The organism is Pseudomonas sp. NPDC089395 (genome assembly GCF_044749525.1).
Taxonomy (GTDB): domain Bacteria; phylum Pseudomonadota; class Gammaproteobacteria; order Pseudomonadales; family Pseudomonadaceae; genus Aquipseudomonas.
Window position 1 is genome coordinate 129,002 of record NZ_JBIVID010000010.1, and the last position, 19,613, is coordinate 148,614.

The 19,613-nt window shown below is 62.4% G+C and carries 24 protein-coding genes and 1 tRNA gene; 12 read left to right on the plus strand and 13 right to left on the minus strand.

Going from position 1 to position 19,613, the window contains the following annotated elements; genetic code table 11:
- Positions 1-73: 73 nt before the first annotated feature.
- Positions 74-721, plus strand: coding sequence for a YceH family protein (locus ACIPZG_RS20990; RefSeq protein WP_400716561.1), 648 nt, complete (start codon positions 74-76; stop codon positions 719-721).
- 5 nt (positions 722-726) lie between these two features.
- Here the strand turns inward: ACIPZG_RS20990 and ACIPZG_RS20995 are convergent, their stop codons facing one another.
- From ACIPZG_RS20995 to ACIPZG_RS21030, 8 genes are all read right to left on the minus strand, one after another.
- Positions 727-915, minus strand: a complete 189-nt coding sequence (locus ACIPZG_RS20995) for a hypothetical protein (protein ID WP_400642515.1) — start codon at positions 913-915, stop codon at positions 727-729.
- Positions 916-1,013: 98 nt separating this feature from the next.
- Entirely contained in the window at positions 1,014-2,591 is a 1,578-nt protein-coding gene (ahpF, locus tag ACIPZG_RS21000; protein ID WP_400716563.1) for an alkyl hydroperoxide reductase subunit F, read from the minus strand.
- 126 nt (positions 2,592-2,717) lie between these two features.
- A complete protein-coding gene (ahpC, locus tag ACIPZG_RS21005) occupies positions 2,718-3,281 on the minus strand; it encodes an alkyl hydroperoxide reductase subunit C (protein ID WP_008090543.1) in 564 nt (187 codons plus the stop codon).
- Positions 3,282-3,568: 287 nt separating this feature from the next.
- A complete protein-coding gene (gene gorA, locus ACIPZG_RS21010) occupies positions 3,569-4,924 on the minus strand; it encodes a glutathione-disulfide reductase (protein WP_400716565.1) in 1,356 nt (451 codons plus the stop codon).
- Positions 4,925-5,023: 99 nt separating this feature from the next.
- On the minus strand, positions 5,024-5,863 hold the full coding sequence (gene galU, locus ACIPZG_RS21015; RefSeq protein WP_400642512.1) for a UTP--glucose-1-phosphate uridylyltransferase GalU: 840 nt from the start codon (positions 5,861-5,863) through the stop codon (positions 5,024-5,026).
- A 227-nt stretch (positions 5,864-6,090) separates the two neighbouring features.
- A complete protein-coding gene (locus ACIPZG_RS21020) occupies positions 6,091-7,005 on the minus strand; it encodes a c-type cytochrome (protein ID WP_400642511.1) in 915 nt (304 codons plus the stop codon).
- Positions 7,002-7,652 (minus strand): c-type cytochrome, encoded by a 651-nt coding sequence (locus ACIPZG_RS21025; protein WP_400716567.1) that lies wholly within the window; start codon positions 7,650-7,652, stop codon positions 7,002-7,004. The genes ACIPZG_RS21020 and ACIPZG_RS21025 overlap by 4 nt, the downstream gene beginning before the upstream one ends.
- 134 nt (positions 7,653-7,786) lie before the next feature.
- Positions 7,787-8,146, minus strand: a complete 360-nt coding sequence (locus tag ACIPZG_RS21030; protein WP_400716569.1) for a hypothetical protein — start codon at positions 8,144-8,146, stop codon at positions 7,787-7,789.
- Between the two features lie 161 nt (positions 8,147-8,307).
- Here ACIPZG_RS21030 and ACIPZG_RS21035 point away from each other — a divergent pair, with 161 nt between their 5' ends.
- The 8 genes from ACIPZG_RS21035 (at position 8,308) to csrA (ending at position 14,090) form a co-directional block, all read left to right on the plus strand.
- Positions 8,308-8,610, plus strand: coding sequence for a DUF1883 domain-containing protein (locus ACIPZG_RS21035; protein ID WP_008090281.1), 303 nt, complete (start codon positions 8,308-8,310; stop codon positions 8,608-8,610).
- A gap of 8 nt (positions 8,611-8,618) precedes the next feature.
- Positions 8,619-8,786, plus strand: a complete 168-nt coding sequence (locus ACIPZG_RS21040) for a hypothetical protein (RefSeq protein ID WP_008090280.1) — start codon at positions 8,619-8,621, stop codon at positions 8,784-8,786.
- Positions 8,787-8,814: 28 nt separating this feature from the next.
- Positions 8,815-9,891, plus strand: coding sequence for an NAD(P)H-dependent flavin oxidoreductase (locus tag ACIPZG_RS21045; protein ID WP_400716571.1), 1,077 nt, complete (start codon positions 8,815-8,817; stop codon positions 9,889-9,891).
- Between the two features lie 137 nt (positions 9,892-10,028).
- Positions 10,029-10,787 carry a molybdate ABC transporter substrate-binding protein gene (gene modA / locus ACIPZG_RS21050; protein WP_400716573.1) on the plus strand — a complete coding sequence of 253 codons (759 nt, stop codon included), beginning with the start codon at positions 10,029-10,031 and terminating at the stop codon, positions 10,785-10,787.
- Positions 10,787-11,467, plus strand: coding sequence for a molybdate ABC transporter permease subunit (gene modB / locus ACIPZG_RS21055; RefSeq protein ID WP_008089326.1), 681 nt, complete (start codon positions 10,787-10,789; stop codon positions 11,465-11,467). The genes modA and modB overlap by 1 nt, the downstream gene beginning before the upstream one ends.
- Before the next feature lies 1 nt (position 11,468).
- Positions 11,469-12,560, plus strand: coding sequence for a molybdenum ABC transporter ATP-binding protein (gene modC, locus ACIPZG_RS21060; RefSeq protein WP_400716575.1), 1,092 nt, complete (start codon positions 11,469-11,471; stop codon positions 12,558-12,560).
- A 57-nt stretch (positions 12,561-12,617) separates the two neighbouring features.
- The gene (locus ACIPZG_RS21065) at positions 12,618-13,640 is read left to right on the plus strand and encodes a DNA topoisomerase IB (protein WP_400716577.1); all 1,023 of its coding nucleotides are present in this window, start codon (positions 12,618-12,620) and stop codon (positions 13,638-13,640) included.
- Positions 13,641-13,892: 252 nt separating this feature from the next.
- Complete coding sequence (gene csrA, locus ACIPZG_RS21070) at positions 13,893-14,090, plus strand: carbon storage regulator CsrA (RefSeq protein WP_008089330.1); 198 nt, start codon at positions 13,893-13,895, stop codon at positions 14,088-14,090.
- A gap of 70 nt (positions 14,091-14,160) precedes the next feature.
- Here csrA and ACIPZG_RS21075 read toward each other — a convergent pair whose 3' ends face one another.
- From ACIPZG_RS21075 to ACIPZG_RS21090, 4 genes are all read right to left on the minus strand, one after another.
- Entirely contained in the window at positions 14,161-14,514 is a 354-nt protein-coding gene (locus ACIPZG_RS21075; RefSeq protein ID WP_400642504.1) for a response regulator, read from the minus strand.
- Positions 14,515-14,526: 12 nt separating this feature from the next.
- Positions 14,527-15,972: an ATPase domain-containing protein gene (locus ACIPZG_RS21080; RefSeq protein WP_400716579.1), complete on the minus strand. Its 1,446-nt coding sequence runs from the start codon at positions 15,970-15,972 to the stop codon at positions 14,527-14,529.
- 5 nt (positions 15,973-15,977) lie between these two features.
- Complete coding sequence (locus ACIPZG_RS21085; RefSeq protein ID WP_400716581.1) at positions 15,978-17,138, minus strand: nitrogen regulation protein NR(II); 1,161 nt, start codon at positions 17,136-17,138, stop codon at positions 15,978-15,980.
- 81 nt (positions 17,139-17,219) lie between these two features.
- Positions 17,220-17,507 carry a hypothetical protein gene (locus ACIPZG_RS21090; protein WP_400716583.1) on the minus strand — a complete coding sequence of 96 codons (288 nt, stop codon included), beginning with the start codon at positions 17,505-17,507 and terminating at the stop codon, positions 17,220-17,222.
- 205 nt (positions 17,508-17,712) lie between these two features.
- Between ACIPZG_RS21090 and ACIPZG_RS21095 the strand changes: the two genes are divergently transcribed.
- Together ACIPZG_RS21095 and ACIPZG_RS21100 are read left to right on the plus strand one after the other, a co-directional pair.
- Positions 17,713-17,797: transfer RNA gene (locus tag ACIPZG_RS21095), tRNA-Leu, on the plus strand.
- A gap of 102 nt (positions 17,798-17,899) precedes the next feature.
- On the plus strand, positions 17,900-18,313 hold the full coding sequence (locus ACIPZG_RS21100) for a DoxX family protein (protein ID WP_400716585.1): 414 nt from the start codon (positions 17,900-17,902) through the stop codon (positions 18,311-18,313).
- Between the two features lies 1 nt (position 18,314).
- Here ACIPZG_RS21100 and ACIPZG_RS21105 read toward each other — a convergent pair whose 3' ends face one another.
- Positions 18,315-18,503: a hypothetical protein gene (locus ACIPZG_RS21105; RefSeq protein ID WP_400716586.1), complete on the minus strand. Its 189-nt coding sequence runs from the start codon at positions 18,501-18,503 to the stop codon at positions 18,315-18,317.
- A gap of 385 nt (positions 18,504-18,888) precedes the next feature.
- On the opposite strand from ACIPZG_RS21105, the gene ACIPZG_RS21110 reads away from it, so the two are divergent.
- Positions 18,889-19,599: a LexA family protein gene (locus ACIPZG_RS21110; RefSeq protein ID WP_400716588.1), complete on the plus strand. Its 711-nt coding sequence runs from the start codon at positions 18,889-18,891 to the stop codon at positions 19,597-19,599.
- Positions 19,600-19,613 lie beyond the last annotated feature (14 nt).

The following is a 19,613-nucleotide window of genomic DNA, read 5'->3' on the forward strand; positions in this document are numbered from 1 at the left end:
AAAGGGCCAGTGATTGCTTAAGCCAAGCGCTTTACCTACGCTAGTGGCCTTTCCCCAGCAATGAGACAGGGCCATGTCAGAACACGAAACCGCAGGCCAAGGCCGCTTCAGCAGCATCGAGATCCGTATTCTCGGCTCGCTGATCGAAAAGCAAGCCACCAGCCCGGAAAGCTACCCGCTGACCCTCAATGCCCTGGTCCTGGCCTGCAACCAGAAAACCAGCCGCGAGCCCGTCATGAACCTCAGCCAAGGCCAGGTTGGCCAGGCCCTGCGCGCCCTCGAAGGCCAGCAGATGACCCGCCTGCAGATGGGCAGCCGTGCCGACCGCTGGGAACAGCGGGTGGACAAGGCCCTGGAGCTGGTACCGGCACAGCTGGTGCTCATGGGCTTGATGTTCCTGCGCGGTCCGCAAACCCTCAACGAGCTGCTGACCCGCAGCAACCGCCTGCACGACTTCGACGACACCGAACAGATCCAGCACCAACTGGAGCGCCTGATTTCGCGCGGCCTGGCCTTACACCTGCCGCGTCAGGCCGGCCAGCGCGAAGACCGCTACTGCCACGCGCTGGGCGACCCGGCCCAAATCGAGGCGATCCTTGCCGCGCGGCAACAGGAAGGCGGCGCGCGCAGCAGCGGCAGCAGCGTTTCGGAAGAACGGATCGAGGCCCTGGAAGCACGCATCGCAGCACTGGAAGCGCGCCTGGCCGAACTGGAAGGTTGAGCCGCTCAGTGATCCGGCTCGGGGAAGTTGCGACAGCTCTTGCGCGCGGCCAGCTCCCGATCACTGGGGCGCTGGTCGACGAATACGGTGCGGCCGTCGGCGTAGATCTCGAGGTAGCCCCAGTGCAGGTCCTGCTCCTTTTGCCCGGGCTTGGGGGGCACTAGCCACCAGGGTTCGCGGCTGATCAGGGTCATGGGTGAGATTCCTGAGGGTGTCTTGTGCAGTAATCATAGACATCCTGAGGCTTTACGGGCCCCATCGCCGGCAAGCCGGCGATGGGGCCCGTGCAGACTTACGCCGGCGCCGAAGTCCGAATCAGGTGGTCAAAGGCTGCCAACGATGCCTTGGCACCCTCGCCCACGGCAATGACGATCTGCTTGTACGGCACCGTGGTCACGTCACCCGCGGCAAACACGCCAGGGATATTGGTCGCGCCCTTGGCATCGACAATGATCTCGCCGCGTGGCGACAGCTCGACCGTGCCCTTGAGCCAATCAGTGTTCGGCAGCAGGCCGATCTGCACGAAGATGCCTTCCAGCGCCAGGTCATGCACCTCGTCAGTGGTACGGTCCTTGTAGCGCAACCCCGTCACTTTCTCGCCATTGCCAACCACTTCGGTGGTCAGCGCGCTGGTGATCACCTTGACGTTGGGCAGGCTGTGCAGCTTGCGTTGCAACACCGCATCGGCGCGCAGCTGGCTGTCGAACTCGATCAGCGTCACCTGGGCAACGATACCGGCCAGGTCGATGGCCGCTTCCACGCCGGAGTTGCCGCCGCCGATCACCGCCACACGCTTGCCCTTGAACAGCGGACCGTCGCAGTGTGGGCAGTAGGCCACGCCCCGGGCGCGGTACTCCTGCTCGCCCGGCACGTTCATTTCCCGCCAGCGGGCACCGGTAGCCAGGATCACGGTCTTGGCCTTGAGCGAGGCACCGCCGGCCAGGCGTACTTCATGCAGGCCGCCATCGGTGGCCGGAATCAGCGCTTCGCCGCGCTGCAGGTTCATGATGTCGACGTCGTACTGCTTGACGTGCTCTTCCAGCGCCGTGGCCAGCTTCGGCCCTTCGGTTTCCTGCACCGAGATGAAGTTCTCGATGGCCAGGGTATCGAGCACCTGCCCGCCGAAGCGTTCGGCAGCAACACCGGTACGGATGCCTTTACGCGCAGCGTAGATGGCTGCCGAGGCGCCAGCGGGGCCACCGCCGACCACCAGCACGTCGAAGGCGTCCTTGGCGTTGATCTTCTCGGCCTGGCGGGCGCCGGCGTTGGTGTCGATCTTGCCGAGGATCTCTTCCAGGCCCATGCGACCCTGGCCGAACACTTCGCCGTTCAGGTAGATGCTCGGCACCGCCATGATCTTGCGTGACTCGACTTCATCCTGGAACAGCGCACCGTCGATGGCCACGTGGCGCACGTTGGGGTTGAGCACCGCCATCAGGTTCAGCGCCTGGACCACGTCCGGGCAGTTCTGGCACGAAAGCGAGAAGTAAGTTTCGAAGGTGAATTCGCCTTCCAGCGCCTGGATCTGCTCGATCACCTCGCTGCTGGCCTTGGACGGGTGGCCGCCGACTTGCAGCAGCGCCAGCACCAGAGAGGTGAATTCATGGCCCATGGGGATACCGGCAAAGCGTAGGCTGATGCTGTTGCCATCAAGGGCAGCCCCAGGGCGATTGAGCGAGAACGATGGACGACGGGCGTCATCACCATCCGCGCGCAGGGTAATGAGGTTCGACAGGCCGGCGATTTCCACCAGCAGGTCGTGCAATTCGCGGGACTTCGCGCCGTCGTCGAGGGAAGCAACGATCTCGATCGGCTGGGTGACCCGCTCCAGGTAGGTTTTCAGTTGCGATTTAAGCGTGGCGTCCAACATACGGGCGATTCCTTTTTTTCAAACTTCAGATACAAAAACGCCCAGGCAGAGTCGCCCGGGCGTTTGACGGGGCGGTAAGTCCTTCAGCTTTGGCGGCTGCTCACCGCCCACGAGTGGCGCACGGTCTTAGATCTTGCCGACCAGGTCCAGCGATGGAGCCAGGGTGGCTTCGCCTTCTTTCCACTTGGCCGGGCAGACCTCGCCTGGGTGGGCAGCCACGTACTGGGCAGCCTTGACCTTGCGCAGCAGCTCGCTGGCGTCACGGCCTACACCACCGTCGTTGATTTCAACGATCTTGATCTGGCCTTCCGGGTTGATCACGAAGGTACCGCGATCGGCCAGGCCGGCTTCTTCGATCAGCACGTCGAAGTTGCGCGAGATGACGTGGGTCGGGTCACCGATCAGCGGGTACTTGATCTTGCCGATGGTGTCCGAGGTGTCGTGCCAGGCTTTGTGGGTGAAGTGGGTGTCGGTCGACACACCGTAGATTTCCACGCCCAGCTTCTGGAATTCGGCGTAGTTGTCAGCAAGGTCACCCAACTCGGTCGGGCAGACGAAGGTGAAGTCGGCCGGGTAGAAGAACACGACGGACCACTTGCCCTTCAGGTCGGCTTCGCTTACCTGAACGAATTCGCCGTTGTGGAAGGCGGTGGCGTTGAACGGTTTGACTTGGCTGTTGATGATAGGCATGAGAGACGCTCCTTCATGGGGTTGGAAACATTTGATGGAGAGAATCCTAACCGCTGGTCGCCATAAAGGCTCATTGGTAAACCTCATGCTCGCGATTGGTTTTGGCTATAACCGAGGTTTATTAATAGAAGGGATTGCGCTGAGCAAAGGATTGCGGGGGGTGTAGGAGCGGCCTTGTGTCGCGAAAGGGCTGCGAAGCAGCCCCAGCAGGTCATGTGGTGACTTAGACATCCTGGGGCCGCTGCGCGGCCCTTTCGCGACACAAGGCCGCTCCTACAGAAACACAATCAGCGCGTAACGGTCCGCATGGTGACGAACTCTTCCGCCGCCGTCGGGTGCACGCCAATGGTTTCGTCGAACTGCTGCTTGGTCGCACCGGCCTTGAGGGCCACGCCCAGGCCCTGGACGATCTCACCCGCATCCGGCCCGACCATGTGGCAGCCCAGCACCTTGTCGGTCTCGGCATCCACCACCAGCTTCATCAGGGTCTTCTCCTGAATGTCGGTGAGGGTCAGCTTCATCGCGCGGAAGCGGCTTTCGAAGATCTGCACCTTGTGCCCGGCCTGCAACGCCTGCTCCTCGGTCAAGCCCACGGTGCCGATCGGTGGCTGGCTGAACACCGCCGTGGGGATGTTCTGGTAGTCCACCGGGCGGTACTGCTCGGGCTTGAACAACCGGCGCGCCACGGCCATGCCTTCGGCCAGGGCTACCGGGGTGAGCTGCACACGGCCGATCACATCGCCAATGGCGAGGATCGACGGCGCGGTGGTCTGGTACTGGTCGTCGACCCGGATGAAGCCGCGCTCGTCCAGCTCCACGCCGGTGTTTTCCAGGCCCAGGTCGTCGAGCATCGGTCGTCGGCCGGTGGCATAGAACACGCAGTCGGCCAACAGCTCGCGGCCATCCTTGAGGGTGGCCTTGAGGCTGCCGTCGTCGAGCTTGTCGATGCGCTGGATGTCGGCATTGAACTGCAGGTCCAGGCCGCGTTTCTCCAGTTCTTCCTTCAAGTGGGTGCGAACCGAGCCGTCAAAGCCGCGCAGGAACAGGTCGCCGCGGTACAGCAAGGTGGTCGCAGCGCCCAGCCCCTGGAAGATGCCGGCGAACTCGACTGCGATATAGCCACCGCCCACCACCAGCACCCGACGTGGCAGATCCTTCAGGTAGAAGGCCTCGTTGGAGGTGATGGCCAGCTCCTTGCCCGGAATGTCCGGCACCTGCGGCCAGCCCCCGGTGGCGATGAGGATGTGCTCGGCGCTGTAGCGTTTGCCGTCCACCTCCACTTCGTTGGCCCCGGTGATACGCGCATGGCCTTGCAGCAAGGTCACGCCGCTGTTGACCAGCAAGTTGCGATAGATGCCATTGAGGCGTTCGATCTCGCGGTTCTTGTTGGCGATCAGCGTGCCCCAGTCGAAATGCCCTTCTTCGAGGGTCCAGCCGAAGCCGGCAGCCTGCTCCAGCTCATCGGCAACATGGGCGCCATACACCAGCAGCTTCTTCGGCACGCAGCCGACGTTGACGCAAGTGCCACCCAGGTAGCGGCTCTCGGCCACCGCCACTTTCGCACCAAATCCCGCAGCGAAACGCGCCGCACGCACACCGCCGGAACCGGCGCCAATCACGAACAAATCAAAATCGTAGGCCATGTATTCAGTCTCCTTGGCTGGCGCTCAGCATACCGCCGTTGGCGCCTGCAAACAAAAAAGCCACCCCGAGGGGTGGCTTTTTCAACCTGCCGTGGCGAATCAGTACGCCTTGCCGGTCTTGTAGTAGTTCTCGAAGCAGAAGTTGGTGGCGTCGATGTAGCCTTCCGCACCACCGCAGTCGAAGCGCTTGCCCTTGAACTTGTAGGCAATCACGCAGCCGTTCTGTGCCTGCTGCATCAGTGCGTCGGTGATCTGGATCTCGCCACCTTTGCCCGGCGGGGTGTTCTTGATGATATCGAAGATATCCGGAGTCAGGATGTAACGGCCGATGATCGCCAGGTTCGACGGCGCGTCTTCCGGGGCCGGTTTCTCGACCATGTTGGTCACACGGAAGATGTCGTCGCGGATCATGTCGCCGGCAATGACGCCGTACTTGTTGGTTTCCTGCGGATCGACTTCCTGGATGGCGATGATCGAGCAGCGGAACTGGTTGTACAGCTTGACCATCTGGGTCAGCACGCCGTCGCCTTCCGGGTTGACGCACAGGTCATCTGCCAGCACCACGGCGAACGGTTCGTCACCGATCAGCGGCTGACCGGTCAGAATAGCGTGGCCCAGGCCTTTCATTTCGGTCTGACGGGTGTAGGAGAACGAGCACTCGTTCAGCAGGCGACGGATGCCGACCAGGTATTTTTCCTTGTCGGTGCCCTTGATCTGGTTTTCCAGCTCGTAGCTGATGTCGAAGTGGTCTTCCAGCGCGCGTTTACCACGGCCGGTGACGATGGAGATCTCGTTCAGGCCGGCGTCCAGCGCCTCTTCCACGCCATACTGGATCAGTGGCTTGTTGACCACTGGCAGCATTTCCTTGGGCATGGCTTTGGTAGCAGGCAGGAAGCGGGTGCCGTAACCGGCTGCCGGGAACAAGCATTTCTTGATCATATACGTCCTTAAACAAAGGCTGGGCCTGTGGAGTTCGGCGCAGTCTAATCAGGCGGCAGTCACCTTACAATGCCCCCGCCTGTGGCCGACCGGTGCCAACATAGAGACAGCCCAGTGTAGATAGTTCCGGCGGAACGTGAAATTAACGCCCGACAGAGGTTGCCAGCAGGCGCAGCCCGTGCCTTGGCAGGGGGCCGCGCTGCTCGGTGTGATGGCACGGCAACCCCTCAACTACCGGTTCCACGCCCGATCAACACACCCTCGACTTGCTGGCCATACAGGTTGACGCCGTCGTTGGCGTGAAACTTCACCCGGGTCTTCTCGATCGAGCCTTCCACCAGGCGAGGGTCCTGGGGCCGCTCATGGCGATTGATCCAGGCGGCCACGTCCCAGGCCTGCTGGTCGCTCAAGCTCCCCGGCTTGCCCAGCGGCATGTTGTACTTGATGAACGACGCCGCCGTGTTGATGCGGTGCATACCCGCGCCCCAGTTATAGGAGTCCTTGCCCCACAACGGTGGCATCACGTAGTCATCGGCCACTTTCTGGCCTTCCCCGTTGTCCCCGTGACAAATGGCGCATTGCTCGTTGTAGACCTGCTGGCCCCGCTTGAAGTCGTAACCGCCCTTGGGTTGAGGCACATCGGGATAACCGCGGCCGGCAATCTCCACACCGGTGGGGGCTTTGCTCGACAGCCAGTAGGCATAGACCGACAACGCGGTCATCTGAGGGCTGTCCGCCGCCGGCGGCTTGCCGTTCATGCTGAACTGGAAGCACCCCTGGATGCGCTCGGCATAGGTGTTGACCTTGTCATTTTTCTTGCGATACGCCGGATACATCGGGTACGCGCCCCACATCGGCGCGGAATGCGCCTGACGCCCCTGGTCGAGGTGGCAGTTGCTGCAATTGAGGCCGTTGCCGACGGCCTCGGGCATCAACCGACGGGTATCGACAAACAGCGCATGGCCTTCACGCACCATCTTGCCGAAGGCGTTGTCCGGCAGCTCGCTTTCGGCGGGCGGCACGAATTGCGGGGTTGCCTGGGCACCTGGGACCTTCAGTTGGGACTGGTCTTCCATGGCGATAGGCGAGGCAAATGCATTGCCGATGGCGGCAAGCAACAGGGTTGGCATCAGCGCTCTCATGGCTTGACCTCCGCAGGGGTGGGCGTGGCGAAGTATTCGGCAATCGCCTTGACCTCGGCATCGGTCATGGCCTTGGCCACGCCGACCATCAGCTGGTTGGGGTCGTTGCTGCGGCTGCCATCGCGCCAGCCATTGAGTTGCGCGATCAGGTACGGCGCGGGTTGTCCGGCCAGCGGCGGAAAGTGATCACCTACGCCACTGCCACCGGGGCCATGGCATTGCACGCAACCGGGTATCTGCCGGCTCCAGTCGCCGTACAGCGCCAAGCGTGCGGTCGGGTTATCGGCGATCTGTTGCCGGCGCTCGTCCGGCGCGGGGTCGCTCGGGAGGCTGGCGAGGTAGGTGCTGACCGCCTGGATTTCATCCTCGGTCAGGGCCTTGGCCAGCGGCTCCATCACCGGCTGCTTGCGCGTGCCATTGCGCCAGTCATGCAATTGCTTGCTCAGGTAACCGGCCGGCAGGCCAGCCAAGCGTGGGAACCCAGCAGCGGCGATACCTTTGCCGTCTGGGCCGTGGCAGCCCAGGCAAGCCATGGCGGCGGGGTTGGCCCCGCCCTGGGTGAAGATCTTCTGGCCATCGGCGGCATGCGCCGCGGGCCAGGCCAGGATCAGCAAGCTGCTGATCACGACGCGACTCATCGGGGTCATCACGAAACTCCATTTCTTTTGTTATAAGCTTAAGCTTAAAAAACATAAGCAAATGGATATTAGCCCCGTAGGGGAATTCGCAACAACGCCCGCGCCGACCAAGGGCCGGCTAAGCGCGCATCATTTGCCCCAGGTCAACTACCGGAAATGCATTGGGTCGCGGCCGTGCGCACGTCACCCAGGCGCAACGGGAAATTGTTCAACCGCTCGTGCAGCGTGATGCTGCTGCCGCTGCCGCGCTTGTCGATGTCCACCAGCGCAGCCGGCCCGCTGCCGGCCGTGAGTTTCTGCGGCACGATCAGGCGCAGGCCGTCGTCACGCGGCTCTTCCACCAGAGGATCACGGCTATCTGCCAGGTGCTCCTTGACGCAGTCGGCATACGCGCGCGGCGACTTGCCGGAGATCACATCCAGGGTTTCGTGGGATCGTTCCAGTTCAGAAACACTGACACAGCCCCCCAACGCCAAGGCCAACGCCGCTACCATCCACTTCATTTACCGCACCTCTGCTGTCAAGAATTCGCTCTGACAACGGCCAGACGTTTTTGCTCCCGGCTTTGGCAGATTTATCTGCACGCAGTTCAACCGGTGCGCCAGCCAATCGCGACATCGTGGTATCGTTCGCGTTTGCAGAACCAGACTTTGCGGAGCACCCCATGAAATTCGTACACCAGCGCGAGCACTTGAACGAGGACGACATTGTCGTCATCGAGTGTTCCCAGCGCTGCAACATCCGCCTGATGAACGACGCCAACTTCCGCAGTTTCAAGAATGGCGGCCGGCACACCTATCACGGTGGCCACTTCGAGCGCTTCCCGGCCAAGATCACCGTGCCCAGCACCGGCTTCTGGAACATCACCATCGACACCGTGACGACCCGCCCGATCTCGGTAACGCGCAAGCCAACCTTGACCCACAAGATCAAGATCATCCGTCGCTCTTCGTCGAAACTCGGATAACGCCCGCCATGACCCAGACCAAATACGTCATCAAGTACAAGCTCGACGGCCAGCGCCGCTGGGATTTCGCCGTGATGCCCGATGCATCGCAAGAGCAGGCGCTCGACGCCCTGCGCAAGATCCACGGCGAGGACGCCGACAAGATCAGCGACATCCAGGTCAGCAAGGCCCTGTAATCCCCACACTGCGCGCAAGGAGAACCGCATGAGCAACTGGCCCGACCGTCGTATCCTCGATCTGTTGGGCATCGAGCTGCCCATGCTGCAAGCGCCCATGGCCGGTGCCAGCGGCTCGGCCATGGCCATCGCGGTGGCCAACGCCGGCGGGCTGGGCGCCCTGCCCTGCGCCATGCTCACCGGCGAGCAGACACGCGACGAGATCGAAGCCTTTCGCGCCGCCTGCCCGGGGCGGCCGCTGAACCTCAACTTCTTCTGCCACCAGCTGCCGGCTCCAGACCCTGAACGCGCCGCGCGCTGGAAGCAAGCGCTCAAACCTTACTACCAGGAAGTCGGTGCCGACTTCGAGGCGCCCACCCCGGTCTCCAACCGTGCGCCCTTCGATGAGCAAGGCTGCCAGTTGGTGGAGCAGCTGCGCCCGGAAGTGGTGAGCTTTCACTTCGGCTTGCCTGAGCCCGCGCTGCTGCAGCGCGTCAAGGCGGCGGGCGCCAAGGTGCTGTCCAGCGCCACCACGGTGGAAGAAGCGGTCTGGCTCGAAGCCCATGGCTGCGATGCGATCATCGCCATGGGTTACGAAGCCGGGGGGCATCGCGGCATGTTCCTCAGCGACGACATCACCAGCCAGATCGGCACCTTCGCACTGGTACCGCAGATCGCCGATGCAGTGCGCCTGCCAGTCATCGCTGCGGGCGGCATAGGCGATCATCGCGGCCTGGTCGCAGCCCTGGCCCTGGGCGCCAGCGCGGTGCAGCTCGGCACCGCCTACCTGTTCTGCCCGGAAGCCAAGGTTGCTACCGCACACCGCCGCGCGCTGGACAGCGCACCGGCCAGCGACACGGCGCTGACCAACCTGTTCACTGGGCGTCCGGCACGGGGCATCAACACCCGCATCATGCGCGAGCTGGGGCCGATGAGTGACCTGGCACCGCGTTTTCCATTGGCCGGTGGCGCGCTGATGCCGCTACGGGCGATCACCGAACCGCAAGGCAATAGCGACTTCAGCAACCTGTGGTCGGGGCAGGCGCTGCGCCTGGGCAAAGCGATGCCCGCCGAACAGCTGACCCGAACGATTGCCGAGCAGGCCCTGGCGCTGCTCAAGCGGTAAAGCCTCTGGCCTGTGGCGGCGCGCGATTCGGCAAGCCGCTGTCATCGGCACGCCCTCTCTTCTTCAACCCCTTCCCGAAAAATGGCCTATCGCTATATAGTTCACACCATAACGATACCCATCCCTAGGAGTTGTTCATGCGCATCCGCCTGTCCCACCTGGCCACCACTGCCCTTGCCAGCCTGATCACCCTCAACAGCGCCTGGGCCGACGAGGTCCAGGTCGCGGTCGCTGCCAACTTCACCGCGCCGATCCAGGCCATTGCCAAGGATTTCGAGAAAGACACCGGTCACAAGCTGGTCGCCGCCTATGGCGCTACCGGGCAGTTCTACGCCCAGATCAAGAACGGCGCGCCGTTCGAAGTGTTCCTCGCCGCCGACGACAGCACTCCGGCAAAACTGGAGCAGGAAAAGGAAATCGTCCCCAACTCGCGCTTCACCTACGCCATTGGCACCCTGGCGCTGTGGTCGCCAAAATCGGGCTACGTCGACAGCAAAGGCGAGGTATTGAAGAAGAACGACTTCCAGCACCTGTCCATCGCCAACCCCAAAGCCGCGCCCTACGGCCTGGCCGCCACCCAGGTGCTGGACAAGCTGAAACTGACCGAGGCCACCAAAGGCAAGATCGTCGAAGGTCAGAACATCACCCAAGCCTTCCAGTTCGTCTCCACCGGCAACGCCGAACTGGGCTTCGTCGCCCTGTCGCAGATCTACAAGGACGGTAAGGTCGAGAACGGTTCGGCCTGGATCGTACCGGCTGACATGCACGAGCCAATTCGCCAGGACGCGGTCATCCTCAACAAAGGCAAGGACAACCCGGCTGCCAAGGCGCTGGTGGATTACCTGAAAGGGCCGAAAGCCGCTGCGGTGATCAAATCCTACGGTTATGAGCTCTGATGCCACTCGACGCCAGTGACCTGGGGGCGGTATGGCTGACCCTCAAACTGGCCAGCCTGACCACCCTGATCCTGCTGCTCGTCGGCACGCCCATCGCCTGGTGGCTGGCGCGCACGCGCTCCTGGCTGCGCGGGCCGGTGGGCGCGGTGGTAGCCCTGCCGCTGGTGCTGCCGCCGACGGTGATCGGCTTCTACCTGCTGCTCGCCCTCGGCCCGCATGGCTGGATTGGCCAGGCTACCCAGGCGCTGGGCCTGGGCAGCGTGGTATTCAGCTTCAGCGGCCTGGTGATTGGCTCGACGGTGTATTCCATGCCCTTCGTGGTGCAACCCTTGCAAAATGCCTTCACCGCCATCGGCCAACGCCCGCTGGAAGTGGCCGCAACGCTGCGCGCCAGCCCCTGGGACACCTTCGTCCATGTGGTGTTGCCGCTGGCCCGTCCCGGCTTCGTCACGGCCAGCATCCTTGGTTTTGCCCACACCGTGGGCGAGTTCGGGGTGGTGCTGATGATCGGTGGCAATATCCCCGACAAGACCCGCGTGGTTTCGGTGCAGATCTTCGATCACGTCGAAGCCATGGAGTATTCACAAGCCCACTGGCTGGCCGGTGCCATGCTGGTGTTCTCGTTCCTGGTGCTGCTCCTGCTGTACGCTGGGCGCCGCGGCAAAGCTGGCTGGAGCTGAAATGAGCGGATCGATTGTGGCGCGCCTGCAACTGGCGCGCGACGACTTCACCCTGGATGTCGACCTGCAACTGCCCGGGCGCGGCATCAGCGCACTGTTTGGCCACTCAGGCTCCGGCAAGACCTCGGTGTTGCGCTGCCTGGCCGGGCTGGAACGGGCGGCCAAGGCTTATATCGAAGTCAATGGCGAGGTCTGGGAAGACAGCGCCCGCGGCTACTTCCAGGCGCCCCACCTGCGCCCCGTGGGCTATGTGTTCCAGGAAGCCAGCCTGTTCCCGCACCTGTCGGTGCGCGGCAACCTGGAATTCGGCTGGCGCCGCATCGCCGCCCGCGAGCGCAAGGTGGGTCTCGACCAGGCCTGCCAACTGCTGGGCATCGGCCACCTGCTCGATCGCCGGCCAGCGACCTTGTCCGGGGGCGAGGCGCAGCGCGTGGGGATCGCTCGCGCGCTGCTCAGCAGCCCGCGCCTGCTGTTGATGGACGAACCCCTGGCCGCGCTCGACGGGCCACGCAAACGCGAGATCCTGCCCTATCTGGAACGCCTGCACGACGAGTTGGACATCCCGCTGGTGTATGTCAGCCATGCCCAGGACGAAGTGGCGCGGCTGGCCGACCACCTGGTGTTGCTGGAGCAAGGTCAGGCGATGGCCAGCGGGCCGATCGGCGAAACCCTGGCACGCCTCGACCTGTCGCTGGCCCAGGGCGAGGACGCCGGCGTGGTGTTCGAGGGGATGGTGGTCGGTCACGACCCGCACTACGACCTGCTCGACCTGCGCCTACCCGGCAGCGCCGGGCCTGTACTGCGCATCGCCCATCCGGCCCACAGCATGGGCAGCACCCTGCGCGTCAAGGTCCAGGCCCGCGACGTGAGCCTCGCGCTGACGGCCGACAGCACCTCAAGCATCCTCAACCGCTTGCCGGTACGGGTGCGCGAAGCCCGCCCGGCAGACAACCCAGCCCATGTGCTGGTGAGCCTGGACGCCGGTGGCAACGCCCTGCTGGCGCGCATCACGCGCTTCTCGGCCGACCAACTTGGCCTGCATCCGGGCCAGGCCTTGTACGCGCAGATAAAGTCGGTGGCACTGCTGGGCTGAGCATCGGTCGCACGGCTGTTGTCCATTGATCAGTGACCTGATCGAGGCTTGCCGCCGATGCTCGACTGCCCCTTGCCACCCAGCCTGCACTACGTGGACGACAGCCAGCCCGGCCTCAGCCGGCGCCGCTGGCGCGAGCGCTTCATCTACCTCGACGCGCAAGGCCAGCGTGTGCGCGACAGCGAGACACTGGCGCGCATCGCCGCCCTGGTGATTCCGCCGGCCTATACGGATGTGTGGATCTGCGCCGACCCGCAAGGCCATCTGCAGGCCACCGGCCTCGATGCCCGGGGGCGCAAGCAGTATCGCTATCACGCGCAGTGGCGCGAACTGCGTGACCAGCACAAGTACGGGCGCATGCTGGCCTTCGCCCAGGCCCTGCCCAAGCTTCGCGCGCAACTGCAACTGCACCTGGCCCGCCCAGGGCTGGACCGGGAAAAAGTCATGGCGCTGGTGGTCAGCCTGCTGGATCACACGCTGATCCGCATCGGTAACCCGCGCTACCTGCGCGACAACAAGTCATACGGCCTGACGACGCTGCGCAATCGCCACGTCAAGGTAGAGGGCAGCACCATTCGGTTCCAGTTCCGCGGCAAGCGCGGCGTGGAGCACAATGTCACGCTGCGCGACCGGCGCCTGGCGAACCTGCTCAAACGCTGCATGGAACTGCCAGGGCAAGCCCTGTTCCAGTACCTGGACGAAGACGGTCAGCGCCATAGCATTGGCTCCAGCGAGATCAACCAGTTCTTGCAGCAACTGACCGGCGCCGACTTTACCGCCAAGGACTACCGCACCTGGGCTGGCAGCAGCCTGGCCCTGAGCCTGCTCAAGCCGCTGGCCTGGGAGCCGGAAAGCGAGGCCAAGCGCCAGGTCAGCAACATCGTCAAGGAGGTCGCCGCACGGCTGGGCAACACGCCGGCGGTATGCCGGCGCTGCTACATTCATCCCGCGGTGCTGGAGCATTACGCTCAAGGGCGCCTGGCAGCTTTGCCCAGCCGGCGAGTGCGCAAAGGCCTGGACCCCGAAGAGGTCGCCTTGCTGCTGTTTCTGCAGGCCCTGGAGGAATCAGGCAATGATTGAATGCGTCTATCTCAACGATGATGCAGAGAAATTTCCCATACGCGCCGAACCCCCCTATCCTAGCCGTCGAGCACCTTCGTCGAGCCACCAAAAGCTCACTGAATCGACGCCTGCGACTAAAGACACACGACAGATTTTCTATTTCGGGGAATTACTATCCGCCGAAAGCGTCTTTAATGAGAAGGAAGAGGGACAGGCTCCCACCGCTGCGGCACTGGCCAGGCGGATTTCTACATCACCAAGGAGAACTACATGCTGATACTCACCCGTAAGGTTGGCGAAAGCATCGTCATCAACGATGACATCAAAGTCACCATTCTGGGCGTCAAAGGGATGCAGGTGAGGATTGGTATCGATGCACCTAAGGATGTTCAGGTGCACCGTGAGGAAATCTTCAAACGGATCCAGGCTGGCAACCCAGCACCAGAGAAGCACGACGACCAGCACTGACCTGTCAACTACAAGTCGCACGGACGCGCTTGATCGTACCGAAAGGCTGATATTGCTCACCACCTGAGCGTCAGGTATCCAGCAATTCGCGCACCTTGGCGATCATCTTGTCCATGTCGAACGGCTTGTCGAATACCGCGGCGAACAGCTCCGGACGTCCTTGGCTGGCCTGGGCGCCGCTCATGAGGATCACCGGCAAGTCGCACAACGCCAACTCCTCGCGGATAGCCAACACCAGCTCCTCGCCGTTGAGCACGGGCATCATGTAGTCGGTGATGACCAGCTCCACGCGCTTCTCCTTGAGCGCTTCCAGGGCCTTGCGCCCGTTGCTCGCCTTCTCGACCAGAAAGCCTTCGTCCTCCAGGGCAAAGCCGAGGATATCGGCGATCAGGTATTCGTCATCGACGATCAGGATGGTATTCATCGGCCGACCCCGTCATCCACTCCCTTGCGGCACCGGGGTACCCGAGAGCACGCCGCAGGCACCCTCGAACGCTTTGCGCAGGCTGATGCCCTGCGCGCTGAAATGCAACGCGTGCAGCGCCGGGTCATGGTGGCTGTCGCGCACCTTGAGAATCGACAGCATGCGCTGCAGTTGCGAGTCCAGTTCAACAAAGCGCATGAGCATCAGGTTGTCGACGATGCTCGACAGATCCGGCGCTGGCGCGGTGATTTCCGAACCGAAGATATCGCGCATTTCCCACGTGAGCATGACGCTGACATCCCTCGCCCGCAGCTCCCCCGTCAACGCCCTGAAGAAGGCATTGAGCCGTGCCGGGTCCGCCGCGAGGCGGCTGAATGCACCGAGGCTATCGATCAACACACGCTTGCTGCCTAATCGATCGACCTGCTCCAGCAAGCGCGCACCGACCTGGTCGAGCAAGCCTTCGGTGGTCGGTTGCCAGCACAGCTGCAAGACGCCTTGTCGCTCCAGATCCGCGAAGTCGTAACCCAGCGATGTCGCCTTCAGGCGCAATCGATCGGGCGTTTCGTAAAAGCCGAAATGCAGGCCTGGTGCCTCGACGCTGGAGGCGCTCAGAAAGGCCAGGCCCAAAGACGTCTTGCCGACCCCCGAAGGGCCCATCAACAGGCTGGTCGAGCTGCGGGCCAATCCGCCACCGAGCATTTCGTCGAGTGTGTCGATGCCTGTGGTCACCCGGTTCAAGCTCGCGCAACCTGGTTGGCTGGGGTGGCTGTAGAGCGCTTCCAGACGCGGATAGACATGCATCCCGGCCTCGTCGATCAAGCATTCGTGTCGCCCCGACAGCGCCCCGCTGCCACGCGTCTTGCGCAGCTGGATATGGCGCACGGCGCAGCTGCCGACCAACTGCTCGCCCAGTTCGATCACCCCATCGACCATGGTGTGTTCGGGGCTGCCCTCATCCAGCCGGGCGCTGGTCAGCAGCAACAAGGTGCACCCGGCAAAGGCCGCATGACCTTGCAGCTCCGAGACGAACTTCTTGGTGTCCAACGAGGTTTCCGCACGCACCCGGGCATTGAGCACGCCGTCGACGATCAGCAAGCTGGCCTGCTGCCGGGCGATTTCCTGGCGCAGCAGCTTGACCACCGCATCCAGCCCCTCCTGTTCGAGGGTGTCGAAAGCGCTGACGAACTGAATCTGGTCGCCGACCAACGCCGGGTCGAAGAACTCCAGGGTCGCCAGGTACTGGAACAGCCGCTCGTGGGACTCGCTGAGCAAGGTCGCCACCAGCACCCGGCCGCCTTGGCGTACGTGGCCACAGGCCAACTGGTTGGCGAGAATGGTCTTGCCGGCGCCAGGTGGCCCTTGAATGATGTAGGAAGCACCCGCAACCAGACCGCCCTTGAGCAGTGCATCGAGCCCCGCTATCCCCGTCACCAGCCGCTTGAGTACTTGTGCCATGGTGGCTACCCGTCGAGTTGACCATCCGAATTGTGCCGGCAGGCCGGCAGGTACAGGCGCATGCACGTACCCTTGCCCATTTCGCTTTGGACATTGATGGCGCCATTGCTTTGCTTGGCAAAGCCGTAGGCTTGGCTCAGCCCAAGGCCCGTACCCTTGCCAAAGGGTTTGGTGGTGAAGAACGGTTCGAAGATACGCGGTAGCACCTTCGCTTCGATGCCTGGACCGCTGTCGCCCACCGCGAAGCACACGTAAGCCCCGCACAGACCTTCAACTTCGCCCGCGAGCTCGACGGCGCTGACCGCCAAGCGGATCGTACCCTGGCCTTCGATGGCATCGCGGGCATTGAACAGCAGGTTGAGCAAAACCATCTGCAATTGGCCCACATCCACATCGATCAGCGGCAAGTCAGGTTGCAGGTGCTCTTCCAGCACGATCTCACGGGGCAATGCATGCTCCAGCAAACCCCGGGTTGCCCCGAGCAATTCGGCGGGAGCGATCTGGGTGACTTCAAGCTGCCGATGACGGGCGAATGTCAGCAACTGCTTGGTCAGCTCAGTGCCCCGCTGGCCCGCATCGAGGATGTGCTCCATCAGGCGTCGCTGGCGCACCGGGTCTTTGCTTTCCTTCGCCATCCGCGCCGAATTGATGATGATGGTCAGCAAGTTGTTGAAGTCGTGGGCCAGCCCACCGGTCAGCTGACCCAGTGCCTCGAGCTTCTGCGCCTGGAACAGCTGGGCGCGAACGGCATCCAGCTGCAAGGCGGATTCGCGCCGGTCAGTGATGTCGCGAGTGACCTTGGCCAGGCCGATGACCTGCCCTTGCTCATCGCGGATGACATCCAGTGCCGCCAATGCCCAGAACCGGGTGCCATCCTTGCGTACCCGCCAGCCCTCGTCCTGCGCCACTCCCTGTTCGAGGGCTTGCTTGAGCAGTCGCTCGGGACGGCCATCGAGGCAATCCTCAGGGGTGAAGAACAACGAGAAATGCTTGCCGACCACTTCCTCGGCGCGGTAGCCCTTGATGCGCTCGGCACCGGCGTTCCAGGAGACCACGCGGCCTGTGGTATCGAGCATGTAGATGGCGTAGTCCACCACTGACTGCACCAACCGCTCATAGCTGTTGGCAAGCATGACAGGGTGGTCGGGGCGGTCAGCTGAAACCATGCAAACTCCACAGGCACAGCAGGAGGGAAAGAGTGAGCTTAGCCAAAGATACACGCCGAGGTCAGCGCGTGCGGCGCAGGCTTAGCCAGGCTCACGTTCAACCAGCACCGGACTGACCCGCCGCGGCATCGCCACATTCAGCAGCCAAAGGCACACCAGCACGATCGCCCCGCCACCACCCAGGGCCATCAGCCGTTGAGGTTGTGGGTGCTCGTCGGCAAACCCGAGCATCAACAGGTAGCCCCCTAGCGAGGCCAGGCTGATGTAGAGAAAGGCTCCCAGCAACAAGACATGGGCGAATAGCACCCGCCAGTACCAGCGGGGGCGAACGAGACGTCCGGTGTCAGTGGGATGGGAAGCCGGCGGCATGGCTACACACTCATTGGATCCAAAAGAAAGGGCAACAGTGGCGTAATGACACCTATGGTGTCAATTATGCCTCTGTGTGACGCCCTCACTCCTTTGATCATAGGCGCTACGGTTGACTCAACTATAACAATGGGTTATAAAGCGCCCTTGATTGTCAGGCCCTTCTGCCTAGAAGCGCGCCGGTCGTCTCGACCCTTTCAAGCGTGCGAGTGTGGTGGAATTGGTATACACAGCAGACTTAAAATCTGTCGGCGTGAGCCTTGCGGGTTCGAGTCCCGCCACTCGCACCATTTTTCGATGAAGGCGCCCTGGTGGCGCCTTTTTCATACCCGCCGGAAAATCGTCGCGCGCCTGCTAGAGTGGAACGTGTCTACGTCCACTGGAACGCCACCATGCGCTACTCCCTGTTCGATGGCCAACGCGACATCATCATCCTCATCGCCCGTGTGCTGCTGATGATCCTGTTCATCGTGTCTGGCTGGGCCAAGCTCACCGGCTTCGAAGGCACGGTCGGCTACATGACCTCACTGGGTGCCCCTGCCCCCACGGTGGCTGCAGCGGTTGCCGTGATCATGGAGTTCTTCGTCGGCATCGTGCTGATCCTGGGTTTCTACACACGACCACTGGCCTTCCTGTTCGCGTTGTTCGTGCTGGGTACGGCACTGCTGGGCCATCCTTTCTGGAACATGGTCGACCCGGAACGTGCCGCCAACCTGACCCAGTTTTTGAAAAACCTGAGCATCGTCGGCGGCTTGCTGCTGCTGGCGGTGAGTGGCCCTGGGCGGTTCTCGCTGGACGGGCGCTGAATCAGTCGTCCGGGTCGTCAAGCCAGGCTGGATGATCATCCTCGTCATCGAGGTCATCCAGCGCTTCGTCTTCCTCCACCTCATCCTCGGCGCCCTGGGCATCCGCCTCCGGCTCCAGGTCGTCATAGAGGAATTCGTGATCGAGCAGGTGATCATGCTCAGGCTCGTGCAGGTCGTCTTCGTCGTGCATGGCGGCTCCAGGGAAATTGGCACGCCTGTATAGGCGCATCGTTGGCCAGGGTCAATGGCCTGCGTTTAATGACGCGTTAACCGATAGCGCTCACGCTACACGCTCTCCCCTTCAACGTCGCTTGCCCGCCTTCCTGGCGGGCTTTTTTTAACCGGCATTTCGTCCGATGATTCCGCTGCCCCCTAGAGTGACTGTTTCAAGCTTGAAATAAGCCCTTCACGAACTCACGACAAGCACACGGGCACACTGGCCCTGCTCTCCAACGTTCTTTTTATCCGCCACCTGCTGGCGGATTTTTTTTGCCTGACGTTTCTCCACCTGCCTGACAGGATGGCGAAGAGATAGTCATGCCCAAGCGTGACCATCGATAACCAGCGTTATCATCATGGCAAATACATGCCACTTGAACACCTATAACGCGTGTTTTAACCTTGCAGCCATGAACAAATCCCCCGAAATGCTCAAAGACCGTATCCTTGAAAGGCGCACCGCTTTGGGCCTGAGCCAGCAGCAGCTGGCAGACAAGGCAGGCGTCAGCCAGGTGACCATCCAGCACCTCGAGAGTGGGAGAAATGCCACCTCGAAGAAGCTGCTGGAAATCGCCAGAGCCCTGGGAGTAACGGCTGAGTGGCTGGCCTCAGGGAACGGTCAGCCGCGGGCGGAAAGCAACGTTGCCGGGACCGATGTACAACCCGAGTCGTTCCGCTACCCGGTTATCAGTTGGGTTGCCGCAGGCGCTTGGGCTGAGGCAGTCGAACCCTTCCCGCCTGGGTTTTCAGATCGATACGAGATGTCCGATTACAACTCCAAGGGCGCCGCCTTTTGGCTCGAAGTGAAAGGTGACTCCATGACCTCGCCGGTCGGGACCAGTATCACGGAAGGTATGCTTATCCTGGTGGACACCGAAGCCGAGGCCTACCCAGGCAAACTGGTCATTGCAAAACTGGCAGACAGCAACGAAGCGACCTTCAAGAAGCTGGTGGAGGACGGCGGCAGGCGATTCCTGAAGCCTTTGAACCCTGCATATCCCATGGAAATGTGCATGGAAGGTTGTCGTATTGTTGGGGTCGTGGTCAGAGCCATGATCAAGCTGTAACCCCTACCCTCCGA

Coding starts and splice junctions, on each gene's coding strand:
- ahpF (WP_400716563.1), bottom strand. CDS start 2,591: ATGTTGGACGCCACGCTTAAATCGCAACTGAAAACCTACCTGGAGCGG.
- ACIPZG_RS21030 (WP_400716569.1), bottom strand. CDS start 8,146: ATGAAGTGGATGGTAGCGGCGTTGGCCTTGGCGTTGGGGGGCTGTGTC.
- ACIPZG_RS21090 (WP_400716583.1), bottom strand. CDS start 17,507: ATGCCGCCGGCTTCCCATCCCACTGACACCGGACGTCTCGTTCGCCCC.
- ACIPZG_RS21080 (WP_400716579.1), bottom strand. CDS start 15,972: ATGGCACAAGTACTCAAGCGGCTGGTGACGGGGATAGCGGGGCTCGAT.
- gorA (WP_400716565.1), bottom strand. CDS start 4,924: ATGGCCTACGATTTTGATTTGTTCGTGATTGGCGCCGGTTCCGGCGGT.
- galU (WP_400642512.1), bottom strand. CDS start 5,863: ATGATCAAGAAATGCTTGTTCCCGGCAGCCGGTTACGGCACCCGCTTC.
- modB (WP_008089326.1), top strand. CDS start 10,787: ATGCCACTCGACGCCAGTGACCTGGGGGCGGTATGGCTGACCCTCAAA.
- ACIPZG_RS20990 (WP_400716561.1), top strand. CDS start 74: ATGTCAGAACACGAAACCGCAGGCCAAGGCCGCTTCAGCAGCATCGAG.
- csrA (WP_008089330.1), top strand. CDS start 13,893: ATGCTGATACTCACCCGTAAGGTTGGCGAAAGCATCGTCATCAACGAT.
- ACIPZG_RS21075 (WP_400642504.1), bottom strand. CDS start 14,514: ATGAATACCATCCTGATCGTCGATGACGAATACCTGATCGCCGATATC.
- modA (WP_400716573.1), top strand. CDS start 10,029: ATGCGCATCCGCCTGTCCCACCTGGCCACCACTGCCCTTGCCAGCCTG.
- ACIPZG_RS21040 (WP_008090280.1), top strand. CDS start 8,619: ATGACCCAGACCAAATACGTCATCAAGTACAAGCTCGACGGCCAGCGC.
- ACIPZG_RS20995 (WP_400642515.1), bottom strand. CDS start 915: ATGACCCTGATCAGCCGCGAACCCTGGTGGCTAGTGCCCCCCAAGCCC.
- ACIPZG_RS21020 (WP_400642511.1), bottom strand. CDS start 7,005: ATGAGAGCGCTGATGCCAACCCTGTTGCTTGCCGCCATCGGCAATGCA.
- ACIPZG_RS21035 (WP_008090281.1), top strand. CDS start 8,308: ATGAAATTCGTACACCAGCGCGAGCACTTGAACGAGGACGACATTGTC.
- ACIPZG_RS21100 (WP_400716585.1), top strand. CDS start 17,900: ATGCGCTACTCCCTGTTCGATGGCCAACGCGACATCATCATCCTCATC.
- ACIPZG_RS21105 (WP_400716586.1), bottom strand. CDS start 18,503: ATGCACGACGAAGACGACCTGCACGAGCCTGAGCATGATCACCTGCTC.
- ACIPZG_RS21085 (WP_400716581.1), bottom strand. CDS start 17,138: ATGGTTTCAGCTGACCGCCCCGACCACCCTGTCATGCTTGCCAACAGC.
- ACIPZG_RS21025 (WP_400716567.1), bottom strand. CDS start 7,652: ATGACCCCGATGAGTCGCGTCGTGATCAGCAGCTTGCTGATCCTGGCC.
- ACIPZG_RS21045 (WP_400716571.1), top strand. CDS start 8,815: ATGAGCAACTGGCCCGACCGTCGTATCCTCGATCTGTTGGGCATCGAG.
- ahpC (WP_008090543.1), bottom strand. CDS start 3,281: ATGCCTATCATCAACAGCCAAGTCAAACCGTTCAACGCCACCGCCTTC.
- ACIPZG_RS21110 (WP_400716588.1), top strand. CDS start 18,889: ATGGCAAATACATGCCACTTGAACACCTATAACGCGTGTTTTAACCTT.
- ACIPZG_RS21065 (WP_400716577.1), top strand. CDS start 12,618: ATGCTCGACTGCCCCTTGCCACCCAGCCTGCACTACGTGGACGACAGC.
- modC (WP_400716575.1), top strand. CDS start 11,469: ATGAGCGGATCGATTGTGGCGCGCCTGCAACTGGCGCGCGACGACTTC.